8 protein-coding genes and 2 tRNA genes are annotated in these 12,282 nt (G+C 48.3%); 6 read left to right on the plus strand and 4 right to left on the minus strand.

Annotated elements, in window-relative coordinates; all coding sequences use genetic code 11:
- Positions 1 to 430: 430 nt before the first annotated feature.
- The 4 genes from ACFS7Z_RS13690 to ACFS7Z_RS13705 form a co-directional block, all read right to left on the minus strand.
- Positions 431 to 1,090, minus strand: coding sequence for a hypothetical protein (locus ACFS7Z_RS13690; protein WP_377485480.1), 660 nt, complete (start codon positions 1,088 to 1,090; stop codon positions 431 to 433).
- A gap of 492 nt (positions 1,091 to 1,582) precedes the next feature.
- Positions 1,583 to 2,596, minus strand: coding sequence for a dipeptidase (locus ACFS7Z_RS13695; protein WP_377485483.1), 1,014 nt, complete (start codon positions 2,594 to 2,596; stop codon positions 1,583 to 1,585).
- A gap of 269 nt (positions 2,597 to 2,865) precedes the next feature.
- Positions 2,866 to 5,313: a TonB-dependent receptor domain-containing protein gene (locus ACFS7Z_RS13700; RefSeq protein ID WP_377485485.1), complete on the minus strand. Its 2,448-nt coding sequence runs from the start codon at positions 5,311 to 5,313 to the stop codon at positions 2,866 to 2,868.
- 328 nt (positions 5,314 to 5,641) lie between these two features.
- On the minus strand, positions 5,642 to 6,181 hold the full coding sequence (locus tag ACFS7Z_RS13705; protein ID WP_377485487.1) for an RNA methyltransferase: 540 nt from the start codon (positions 6,179 to 6,181) through the stop codon (positions 5,642 to 5,644).
- A 336-nt stretch (positions 6,182 to 6,517) separates the two neighbouring features.
- Here ACFS7Z_RS13705 and mutS point away from each other — a divergent pair, with 336 nt between their 5' ends.
- The 6 genes from mutS to ACFS7Z_RS13735 all read left to right on the plus strand — a co-directional run bounded on the left by mutS (position 6,518) and on the right by ACFS7Z_RS13735 (position 12,218).
- Positions 6,518 to 9,145, plus strand: coding sequence for a DNA mismatch repair protein MutS (gene mutS / locus ACFS7Z_RS13710; protein WP_377485489.1), 2,628 nt, complete (start codon positions 6,518 to 6,520; stop codon positions 9,143 to 9,145).
- Positions 9,146 to 9,406: 261 nt separating this feature from the next.
- Positions 9,407 to 9,479: transfer RNA gene (locus ACFS7Z_RS13715), tRNA-Gly, on the plus strand.
- A gap of 86 nt (positions 9,480 to 9,565) precedes the next feature.
- Positions 9,566 to 9,649 (plus strand) — tRNA-Leu (locus tag ACFS7Z_RS13720).
- 41 nt (positions 9,650 to 9,690) lie between these two features.
- Positions 9,691 to 10,977 (plus strand): tyrosine-type recombinase/integrase, encoded by a 1,287-nt coding sequence (locus tag ACFS7Z_RS13725; protein WP_377485492.1) that lies wholly within the window; start codon positions 9,691 to 9,693, stop codon positions 10,975 to 10,977.
- Positions 10,978 to 11,038: 61 nt separating this feature from the next.
- Positions 11,039 to 11,713, plus strand: coding sequence for a DUF3800 domain-containing protein (locus ACFS7Z_RS13730; protein WP_377485494.1), 675 nt, complete (start codon positions 11,039 to 11,041; stop codon positions 11,711 to 11,713).
- Between the two features lie 7 nt (positions 11,714 to 11,720).
- Positions 11,721 to 12,218 (plus strand): hypothetical protein, encoded by a 498-nt coding sequence (locus ACFS7Z_RS13735; RefSeq protein ID WP_377485496.1) that lies wholly within the window; start codon positions 11,721 to 11,723, stop codon positions 12,216 to 12,218.
- Positions 12,219 to 12,282: the final 64 nt, after the last annotated feature.

The raw sequence follows: 12,282 nt of genomic DNA on the forward strand, positions 1-12,282 counted from the left end.
GGCGGCTTAGACAATGGCTCATGGTTGGCCTTTTCTATTGTTTGCTACGTGCGCTCCACTCCCGCGGGGGCGCGTTTTCCCGTTCGGCACTGCGTAGCTGAACCTGCCCCCGGCAGCCTCTCAGGAAACTGGAATCACTTTTCCTCCGAGCAAGTATAAGGTTTCTTTATAGTATAACAGCTACCTGATTGTTAGCTACCACACTGTTTGCTTTTTAAACTTATGTGTTTTACCTGCCAAAAGATTTCTGGATAACTTGGAATTCGTAAGTTTTCAGACAGCTTGAACGAAGAATGAAATGTTGATCAGGAGAGGTTGGAGGTCGATGAATAAGTAAAAAGTTCAGGCTGAGAGCGTGAAGCAGGTAGAAATTGTGTGGGTGTAGTTGTAGGAAAAGGGTAAGCTTATTTAACGCTTTATTTCAGGGGTATTACTTCCAGAGGTCGGCAGCTTTGCGGGCCATGCGGAAGAAAAGTTCTTTGTCCAGTCCTGCTACCTGGCGTGCCTCACTTTCTGAATATCCGTTCTCTGCGGCATTCATGTAGTCATAGTACAGTTGTGCAAGTTCCAGTGAGTCGTCCTCAAAGCAATCTACCAGTTCTTCCGAAACAATTCTCTCAGGCTCGAACACCTTAGAAGGGTACAGCTTATCGAGCTGGTAGATGAGGTATTTCTGCTGTGTTTTGTTTGGTTTGCCGCCGAACAGTTGCTCAATAGGCAGGTCTTCGTCCTCCTCATCAAAGTCCTCAAAATCATCTTCTACCGCTACTGGCTCATACACCACAATGTCATGGCCTGTCAGCTCGAGGTATTCATCAAACTGTTCTTTTATAGGGATGAGGGTAGGGGCATCGTACGGCTGGTTGAGCACGTTGGCCATGTGCAGGGCAATCTCCTTTCCCTTTTCCCCGGCAGCAATCAGGATTTGGTTAAACTGGCAGAAGTCGCAGCCCAGGTACACAAACTTATACTCATCATCGAGCACAGTGAAACACCAGAGCGTAATAAACTCTGTTTCGTCTATCACCACTGTATCGATGTACAGCTCATTTATCTGTACGTATTGCGGAGAGTATTCCTGAGCATCCATGGGCCTTCCGTTTTAGAGTTGTAGTTAGGTGCCTTTAGGGTATAGTACAGTTACTGTTAACTTGTATACGAAGTTTAACGTCGTATGGTAAACATTCTATATATTATTTTCTGCCAAGTTCTTAAGCAAGGCAGGTATAAAGCTGCCAAACCAGACTGTTCATGTAGAAGTACCATATAAATGATACAATTGCAGCTCGGGATTTTGTGGTATAAATCATTGATTTATAGTTGTATTTGCCTTGCGGGCTGCTAACATAGCCATGTTGTACCTGTGAAAAACTTATTTGGTCAGGAATTTTGTGAATCGCTGCTTTTTAAGGGTAAATTTATTATGCCGCCGGAAATATTGCGTCAAGCCTGTTGCTGATGGTGATGACCGCACTGCTCCTGCCTCTCCTGAAGGGTAATACGGATATTGGAATAAGAGCCTGTTTATGTTGCCGCTTTTTCCCTGTTCCCGCAGAGGCAGTCACTGAATAATCCACCTGGGCTAAGACCAGATGCGCTCAATAAAACGTTTCGCGTTCAGAAAAGCGAGCTTTTCAAGCTGCTCCTGCGCTACCTCTTCTTTCAGACGGTTCAGGATGTAGTTGTAGCTGGTGCCCGCCTGCTCGTGTTCTTTGTAGTAGAACGGAACACAGCTTACATCGGGGTTATCAGCTGTGTAAAAATAGTCAGCCCCGAAGCAGATAGCGTCCTGTGCCCCTTTGCTCAATCCATACTGGATGTGGTGCAGGAGTGCCTCCGGCTCTTCCGTGTTCAGGAAAGACCGTAGAAAGTTTATTCCAATCAGCCCTTTCCGGTGAATAATCTCCTGTGTCAGTTCATCGGGCAGGTTCCGGTTGTGTTCCCACACAGGCCTGAAGTTAGAATGGCTGGCTATAACCGGAATGTCTAAACGCTCGCTGTCAATATGGGTAAGGATGTCGTGGGCGAGGGCATCGCTGGTGTGGGAGAAATCTACGGCAATGCGGCGGCCGTGCAGGTAGTCCAGTAGCATTTTGCCGTCGCGTGTTATGCCGCTCTGTGTCATGTTGCCGCCCCCGAAGCGGTTTGCGGTGTGGTGCGTTAAGCTGATATACAGGATGCGGCCGCAGTCGGTGATAATCCTCTCCAGCTTTTTGAATCCGTCCTCCAGGGGCTCTACCGCTTCGCAGAAGCCTGCAGCGTTTTCGATGGCTGCTACCATGCCCACGCTGCTTTCGCTTTGCATTGCCTCCTGCAGACTTTCTACATCCGTCACAGCTGTCAGGCAATTGCCATCTTCCTCTGCTAATTGCTTAAACATATCGCGCTGCAGACCGGCATAGTGGGTGCTGCCTGGTTCTGCGGCAGAATAAATTGCCATCACCTGCAGTTTTAGGTTTCCTTCTGAGAGGGAGGGGAGCGCGCAGCCAATCTCTTCCACTTTATCTGGTGCCGAGCCCGGTACATCAGTCAGGTATACCAGCAGGTCGCAGTGCATGTCGATGATGGGTAGGCGAGCGGTTTGGGTGTTGTTCATGTAGTTTGCTTTTATCTTTAGATACGGAAGAAGACGCAATCAAAGTTAGGACTTGCCCCAGCAGTTCCTGGCGCGTTACAATGAGGGGGTGGTAAAGAAGGACTGGCAGCTACGCAAACAGCCGGAGCATAGGCGCCGGCTGTTTGCGTAGTTAAGCTATGAAGTCAGTATAAGAAGCTCTTTCCAGTGCGGCAGGAGTACGCAGTAAACAGGGAAGCAGAGAGAATGCCCTTTAAACTGCAGCCACACACGTCCTTCAGCAGAGAGACTTAAAATTCAAAATCGCCGTCTCCGCCATCTTCTCTGTCGTCGTTGCCACGTTCCCGCTTTGCGTCGCTGTTAATGCGGTAGGTGAAGCCTACGTAAATAATGCGGCTCTGGCGCCTGTTGTTGCTCTCCGAACGGAAGACACCCTCTTCGAAAGAGACAAAGTTCCACTGGCGTGTGTTAAAAATATCTGACACCCGGAGCATTACAGTTCCTCTTTTATCCAGTACATCTTTCCGTAAGCCTAAATCCGCACTGAAAAGCTGCTCCCTGCGCCCCTGTATGGTTGCCATTGGTGCGCGGTAGAAGGCATTTGCCTGTATGTCCAGGTCTTTCCAGACTGTCATGGTAGAGTTTACTCTTGTGTTCCAGCTGAACTGGCTGTTGCTAAGTTCGGTGTCGCCCTGGCTATCGTTCAGGTCGGTTCTGAAGCCAGACAGGCTGCCGTTCAGGCGCCACCAGTTACCAACGGTATGCGTACCGGCAAACTCTACGCCGTAGGATGCGCCGCTGGCAAGGTTAATAAAAGTGGTTTCGAGGCGGGTAAACGTTTCGCCGTCCTCTGTTACAACGGCCGGCCTGCGGAGCCGCTGTATCTGGTCGGTGGTGTGGCGATAAAAGGTGCTCACGTTAAAAGAGGAGCTACCCCAGTACTTCAGGTAGCCCAGCTCCAGCGAATTAATGAACTCCGGGTTAAGTTGCGGGTTACCGAAGTCCACATCAAAGCGGTCGCTTCTGTCTACAAACGGGTTCAGGAAACGGCTTCTGGGCCTGTTAATGCGGCGGCTGTAGCTGAACTGCACCTTGTTGTCGTCGTTGATGTCGTGGGTTACAAACAGGCTCGGGAACAGGCTGAAGTAATCGTTCTCATACACCATGTCCTGTGTGCGCTGGTCGGCGGTGGTCAGGGTCTGTTCAGCCCTTAAGCCAAACTGGTAGCTGATGCTTCTGAACTTGTTGCTGTAGTTGGCATACAGAGAGTGCACGTGCTCATCGTATACAAAACGGTTGCTGATGGTGTCGTTAAACAGGAACTGGCCCACTTCATAGTTGTAGTCGTAGAAACTGGCGTCCTCGTCCAGGCGCTGCAAAGAGCTGCGGAAGCCTGCTTCCAGGTTGCTGTTCTCCGAGAAAGGGTGCACATAATCTGCCTGTGCCGTAAAGCGCCTGTTCTTATCATTTGTCAGGGTGTACTGCCTTGTAAGCACTTCCATGTTCTGGTCCACCCATTCACTTTCCTCGTCATCTGCATTGTTCGTATACACCAGGTCTGCCGTCAGTTCCTGCCCCTCCCTTTCAAATGTCTGGCGATATCCCAGGTTCAGGTCCATGTTGTAGCCCTCTTCGCCTTCCTCGGTCTGGCGGGTACGGGTGCCAATCAGGCCACGGTCTTCGCCCAGGAAACGGTACAGCAAATCTCCGGTGTCTTCCTCGTAATCTGTTCTGTAGAAAGCCGAGGCTGAGATAGCGTGCTTTGGGCTAAGCTGGTAGTCTGCTCCAAGCCGGAAGTTATGGTTGATGTCTAGGCTCTGCCGTTCCCGCACCTGGTCCAGGTAAGTATAGTCTAGGCTATCTCCGTAGTAGGTTGTGAAGGTGGAGCTGACGCCGGGCCTGGTTCTGTGCCGGAAGTCATAGCCGCCGTTGAGCGATAACTTGCCAAGGCCATAGTTCAGGTTGATGGAAGTATTATAGTTTTCGAAGGTTCCCACGTTTACCGTGGCAGTACCATTCAGGCCCAGGTTTTTGTCTTCTTTCAGGATGAGGTTGATAACACCGGATGTCCCCTCAGGGTCATACTTGGAAGAAGGATTCGTAACAATTTCAATGCTCTCAATCAGGTTAGCTGGAATCTGGTCCATGCTCAGGTTTGCCAGCGAAGTGCGTTTTCCGTCTACCAGAATCGTTACGTTCGAGCTCCCGCGCAGGCTCACATTGCCATCTATGTCCACAGTAACGGAAGGCACGTTTTGCAGCACATCTGCCACTGTTCCGCTCTCTGCTGAAATATCCTGGCTTACATTTACTACTCTTTTGTCCAGGTCATACTCTACCAGTTCCCTTTCTGCGGTTATCTCTACCTCACTCAGCCTTGTATTAGCAGCCCCCATGGCAACATTGTTTAGTGCAACTGTAGGGTTATCCTGGCTAACAGCAACATTGGATACAAATTTTGTGGGATATCCTACAATGGAAACTCTGAGGGTGTAGCTGCCAAAAGGAACGCGCTCCAACACAAACTTACCGCTGATGTCGGTTGTGGCACCGGTTACGAGGCTAGAGTCGTGGGGAGTGAGGAGTACGACGTTGGCAAAGCCTAAAGGCGTTTTCTGGGGGCCTTGCACCACAGTGCCGGTTACGCGACCCAGCGCTGTTCCGTCCTGTGCCAGCAGGGCCAGCGGGGAGAGTAAGAAGAAAAGAAAAATGGATAAGCGGGAATAGTAAGTTTTCATAGTTATAGTAGGTCGTGCGTCGTGAGACGGTAATGGTAAGCTGATTCAAGTAACTAACAAGAATAAGGACACGGCACATGTTACTGCGGCATATGTTAATCCTCCCTTTTCTTTATCAGAATGATAAAGAAAAGTGCCTCCTGTCATAAGTCTGACAGTTCAGCAGGGTAAAGGTTTAAAGAGCGGGCTATTTTTTGTACGTCGTTCGTATCACAACGACAGTAGGCTTCATCCTTTCAGGCTATGTCAGCTGTTGTCAGTTCTCCTGAAAAACAAAAAAGCACGGACCGCGCCCGTGCTTCTGAATTTGTCATATGGATGATTCTGGCTACACTTCCTGGGCCAGTGTTTTACTTAGAAAATCCCATACCACCACGCCTGTTGCAACCGAAATGTTGAGGGAGTGCTTGGTGCCATACTGTGGTATCTCCAGTACCACATCTGACAAGCTTACCACGTCCTGCTCTACCCCAAATACCTCGTTTCCCAGCACAAAAGCATACTTTTGCCCCCACACTGGCTGGAAGTTATTTAACATGGTGCTGTTCTCTGCCTGCTCTACAGAACAGATTTTAAAACCATCAGCCTGTAATTTTTTTACCAGCTCTAAGGTGTCAGGCACGTGCTCCCATTCCACAGACTCGGTGGCGCCCAAAGCGGTTTTCTCGATATCGCGGTGCGGTGGTGTTCCTGTTATGCCGCAGAGGTAAATTTTCTGCGCCATAAAGGCATCAGCGGTGCGAAAAACAGAACCTACGTTATTCAGGCTGCGCACATTGTCGAGCACCAAGACTAACGGTATTTTTTTCTTATTTTTGAAGTCCTCAACCGAGTCCCGGTTGAGTTCGTCCATCGAAAGTTTACGCATTTTTTCAGGATGTAAGACACAGGACGCAAGACAAAGGACTTTTGAGTCAGTAGCAGCGGGCTGTGATGCCACAAAGGTCCGGCAGATAAGGCAGAAATCAAACTGATTGCTGGTGGTTAGTTGTTGATTAGTATGTAAAAAGCCAAGTGGCTACATCGACAATTAACAGGTACAATAGGTAGCTCTTCCGGATTTGCAATCCGCCACCAGAAGCAGTGGCAACGCAGCAACGGATTGCAGCCCCGAAACAGCAAAATTACCCTCTCTGGAGGGGCAGGGGTGGGTAAGTTCCACTTCTGATTCATAATTCAGCATTCATAATTAGTAAAGCATAGTATGAAAGGAGAAGGCAAAGGCACAGTAACCCCGCTCATGAAGCAGTACAACGCCATCAAGGCGAAGCACCCGGGGGCGCTGCTGCTGTTCAGGGTAGGAGACTTTTATGAAACCTTTGGCGAAGACGCCATCAAGGCCAGCAAGATTCTGGATATTGTGCTGACCAAGCGGGGCAATGGCTCTGCCTCTGAAACAGCGCTGGCCGGTTTTCCGCACCACTCCCTCGATACTTACCTGCCCAAACTGGTGCGGGCGGGGGAGCGCGTGGCCATCTGCGACCAGCTGGAAGACCCGAAATCGGTGAAAGGTATTGTGAAGCGGGGCGTGACGGAACTCGTAACGCCGGGTGTTTCTTTTAACGACCAGGTGCTGGAGAGGCGCAGCAATAATTACCTAGCTGCAATACACTTCGGGAAAACAGAAACAGGCATCTCTTTCCTGGATGTGTCAACAGGGGAATTTATCACCGCGCAGGGCGACAAGAACTATATCGGCAAGCTGCTGCAGAGCCTGGCTCCGGCCGAAGTGCTGTTCTGCAAGCGCGAAAAAGAAATTTTCATAGACCGCTACGGCCCGGACTTTCGCTACTATGCGCTGGAGCCGTGGGTGTTTAACTATGACACCTCTTATGAGTCGCTGACACGTCATTTTAAAACCGCTACCCTCAAAGGCTTCGGAATTGAAGGTATGGCGGAAGGTATCATCGCGGCAGGTGCCATTTTGCACTATCTATCTGAAACACAGCACAACGAAATCAGCCACATCGCCACTATCTCGCGCCTGGAGGAGGATAAATATGTATGGCTGGACCGATTTACAGTGCGCAACCTCGAGTTGCTTTTTACACAGCACCAGGAAGGCGTGCCGCTGATACAGGTGCTGGACCAAACTATGACGCCAATGGGCGCACGCCTGCTGAAGAAGTGGGTGGTACTGCCGCTGAAAGACGTAGCCCAAATACGCCGCCGCCTCGACACCGTGGAGGCCCTGACAAAGCGCAGCGAACTGCTGCATGAACTCACGCAGCACCTCAAGCAGATAAACGACCTGGAGCGACTGATCTCCAAAGTAGCGGTGCGGCGCGTGAACCCACGGGAGCTGGTGCAGCTGGCAAAGGCGCTGGAAGTAATCTTACCTATTCAAAAAGCATTGGCGCTAAGTGATATACCTGCCCTGCAGCGGCTGGCGGCACAGCTGGCCCCTTGTGATGGACTGCGGGAAGAGATCCGGAATGTGCTGAAGCCAGAGCCGCCGATGCTCACAAACCAGGGCAACATGATGAACGATGGCGTAAATGCAGAACTGGACGAGCTGCGGGCCATTGCTTTCTCAGGTAAAGATTACCTGGCGCAGTTGCAGCAGCGCGAAATCAAGAATACAGGTATCAGCTCCCTTAAAATCGCCTATAACAAGGTGTTCGGGTATTACCTTGAAGTAAGCAATGCGCATAAAGACAAAGTGCCTGCCTCCTGGATACGCAAGCAGACACTTGTGAACGCTGAGCGCTATATCACAGAAGAGCTGAAGACATACGAAGAGAAGATACTGAATGCTGAAGAGCGTATTTTTACCATTGAGTTCGGCCTGTTCAACGACCTGGTGCTGCACGCCCTGGATTATGTGGCGCAGGTACAGCAAAACGCAAAAGTTATCGGTGTTATCGACTGCCTCAGCTCCTTCGCCGGCATTGCCCTGAGCAGCAATTACGTGAAGCCGGATGTGAGCGACAGCCATGTTCTGGACATAAAGAAGGGCCGCCACCCTGTGATAGAGAAGCAGCTGCCGCTGGGGGAGGCCTACGTGCCCAACGACATCTACCTGGACAATGAAGAGCAGCAGATCATCATCATCACAGGGCCGAATATGGCCGGCAAGAGTGCCCTGCTGCGCCAGACGGCTCTCATTGTGCTGATGGCGCAAATCGGCTCCTTTGTACCAGCAGAGGCGGCAACATTAGGCATCATCGATAAAATTTTCACCCGTGTAGGCGCTTCGGATAACCTGTCGAAGGGTGAGTCTACCTTTATGGTGGAGATGACAGAGACGGCCAGTATTCTGAATAACCTCTCTGACCGCAGCCTGGTGCTGATGGATGAGATTGGCCGTGGCACCAGCACATACGACGGTATTTCCATTGCTTGGGCTATTGTGGAGCACCTGCACAACCACCCAAAGTGCAGAGCCAAAACGCTTTTCGCCACGCACTACCACGAGCTGAACCAGTTGGCGGAGGACCTGCCGCGCGTAAAGAATTACAATGTGTCAGTGAAAGAGGCAGGAGGTAAGATCCTGTTTATGCGCAAGCTGGTAGAAGGCGGCAGCGAACACAGCTTCGGGATACATGTGGCCCAGATGGCGGGGATGCCGAATAATGTGGTGTTGCGCGCCGATGAAATTATGCACCACCTCGAAAAAGAGAAAGTATCGGAGCATTCTCCGCAGCAGAAAATGAAGACGGCTCCGAAAAACAACTTCCAGCTCAGCATGTTCGAACTCAACGACCCGAACCTGGTACGGGCAAAGGAGCTGATGGAGGCGCTGGACATTAACACCATTACCCCGGTGGAGGCGCTGCTAAAGCTAAACGAGCTAAAAGGGCTCCTGCAGGATAAGGTGGTGAATTCTTAGAACAGGTGCCTCTATTCGTTGCTCAGGCTTTATGCTGATAAAAAAATAAATCTTCGCCTTGTGTGCATCTGCTACTCCTTGGTAGAATAGGTTATCAGGTGAAGGAAGGAGTAAGAGCTGGAATAAGTAGAAATTTTTCTTCCTGAAAATCAGCTGAAAGGGCAAAAAGAGTAGAAAAAAAATGCGGTGGCTATTGACAAGTGAGATTTTGTCTATATCTTTGCATCACTAAATCACTACGGCGGTTTAGGAATAACAAAAGCGGGAGTAGCTCAGTTGGTAGAGCGCGACCTTGCCAAGGTCGAGGCCGCGGGTTCGAATCCCGTCTCCCGCTCAGCAAAAATAAAAAGCAAAGACGTTGTCATATAGCAACGTCTTTGCTTTTTAAAGTCTACACTTCAGGAACCGCTCCTGAAGGTTGCCGGGATGGTGGAATTGGTAGACACGCAAGACTTAAAATCTTGTGGCCGCAAGGCCGTGCGGGTTCGATTCCCGCTCCTGGTACGAAGAAAAAGCCCATAAACACCCGTTTGAGGGCTTTTTTTATGTCTACACGTTACGTTGCGACACTATTCGCGACACTAAACATGGCAAAATCTGCTACAAAAGCGCCATATAATTTAGCTAAACTCATTATCCCCCAAACCGAAAATGGCAAGCCTAATCTGGACGCCAGGTGGAGTGTTAGTTTTTGGGTATGGAGTGAGATCAAGAACAAGAAAGTACGCATAATTCGCGATTACAACATCAATCAATTTAAGACTGTCCGAGAACGTAAGGCTAGAGCATCAGAGGTTATTGAAGCTGTGAATGAGCTTTTGAAAGAGGGTTACGTTATAGCGAAGGATAAGCCCCTTCCTGAGATAACTTTTGAGCCAACTGTAGATAGAGACAACCTGAAGCTCACAGAGGCAATTACAAACTACATTGAAGAGAATAGAACTTCTCTCAGTCCAAATACCATTAGGGGATATCGAAACCTGAACAACGTGCTTACGGAATGGCTGGAATATAATGCTATAGCTGGGATTAGATTGATTGACTTCAATCAAGATGCGGCTAAAGCTTTCTTTAACTACCTCAAGTTGGAGCGCAAAGTAGATCGCAATGGAGTAGAAGAAGTGGGGGTAAGTAACAAAACCTATAACAACTACCACACTAATCTGAACAGGATTTACAATGCCTTGGTAGAGGATGGCACTATCAAAAAAAAGCATAACCCTATTCAGAAGATTAAGCGCAAAAAGAAAACGGTCTCAACACAGCATGTACCCTATACCACTGATCAGCTGAGAGAGATAAAGAAGCTTATTCTTATGAAAGGAGATAAGCAGTTATTTCTGTTTGTGAGCTTCATCTACTATACTGCTGCAAGGCCTGGACGTGAGCTGCGGTTGATGCAGGTAAAAGACATACTTGAAGACACCATTTACATTGCAGCTGACCGATCTAAAGTAGATGAAGGTAGACACGCCAGCATACCGCCGGCACTGGAAGAGCTGATACAGGAGCATGGTTTGCGCAGTTACCCGCCAGACTACTACGTGTTCACCAGGTACCAAGAGCCGGGGCTCAAGCCGGTAGGGAAGGAGTATTTTTGGGAGCGCCACCGCAAGGTACTGGAAGAGCTAGGGCTTACAGATCAGGAGTACAGCATGTACGGCTACAAACATACAGGCAACATCCAGTTGTACCAGGCAACAAAAGACTTAATAGCCATAAAAGAGCAGAATGGCCATACTTCTTTAGACCAGACCTACAACTACATGGTAAGGCTGGGCCAGATCAGGAAGGTTGAGGTGTACCGGCAGTTTCCAAGGTTTGGGGAGTAGCTATTTTGTAACTAATTTTAGAAAGTTGTCCCACCCAGTTTAGCGAAGAAAGGTTCAAGAAATGTCTAATAGAACTTATAATCTTTACTGCGACGAGAGTTGCCACCTAGAGAATGACCATAAGCAGTACATGCTCTTAGGTTACATAAATGTTCCATACAATCAAATCCAGATACACAAGGAGGCGATAGATAACTTAAAGAAGAAACACAACTTCTACTCAGAACTCAAATGGTCAAAAGTTTCACATTCTAAGTCTGTCTTTTATCAAGAGTTAACAGACTATTTCTTTAGTTCTGATTTGAGATTTAGAGCCATAATCATTGATAAGAACAGGGTAAGTAACCAAACTTTTGAACAAGACTTCGATACATTTTATTACAAAATGTACTACCAGCTTATATATCATATGCTTGATATGAGCTCAACGTATAACATTTTCCTTGACATAAAAGATACGTTGAGTAAGTGGAAAATAAAAAAGCTACGCGAAGTACTCCAATATTCCTATAGCTCTATTCGGACTTTGCAGAACATAAGGTCCCATGAGAGTATTTTTATGCAGTTAGCTGATTTCTTTACAGGGGCTCTTAATTATAACTTGAACGAAGAGCCTGCAGTCACCGCCAAAGTAGATATCATAGAACGTATAAAAAAACATTCAAATCACTCCCTAGACTGTAACACCACAAAATCAGCAAGTAAGTTTAATCTTTTCTTTATTGAGTTGAAGTAGTGTAGGAATGGCGACGAATTTATTGAAGGTATATAACGCTTTGCTCGAAATCGATCATCTGAATAACAGAGCACGAACTGAGTCTTTGGCCAGAGTCTTTAGTAGGGACTTTGCATCGGAGCCAGGACTTTTCTTCCGGAGCCGTAAGGTTGAGCCAACTCCCGGAGAAGAGGATAAATTGCAGCGTTTATTAAGACACTTTACAACTGTTGTTGTAGATCACGCAACGAAGCGGAGAGAATATGAAGCTGAGAGGTCTAAGCGGCTGCACTGGGTCAAGGTGCATATAGAAGAAACATCTAGAGCTGATGTTTTAGTCTTTAGCGCACTTGATAAAGATGGGGTGCGGACTTATGTAGTAAACCGCGACGAAAGGTATGTTGTAGTGTTGGAGCCACTACGCAAGAAAGAAGCTTATTATGTTCTAACTGCTTACTGCTTAGAGCCAAATAGCTACAGGAAGATGATGAATAAATATAAAAGAAGGTTGAATGAAATTGCATAAAAGCAGAAGACGCTAAGCATCTGGGCTTAGCGTCTTCCGATCTCTTTCCTCCTAATGGAAGGAT

Origin of the sequence: Pontibacter toksunensis (assembly GCF_042686245.1) — a bacterium.
GTDB lineage: Bacteria > Bacteroidota > Bacteroidia > Cytophagales > Hymenobacteraceae > Pontibacter > Pontibacter toksunensis.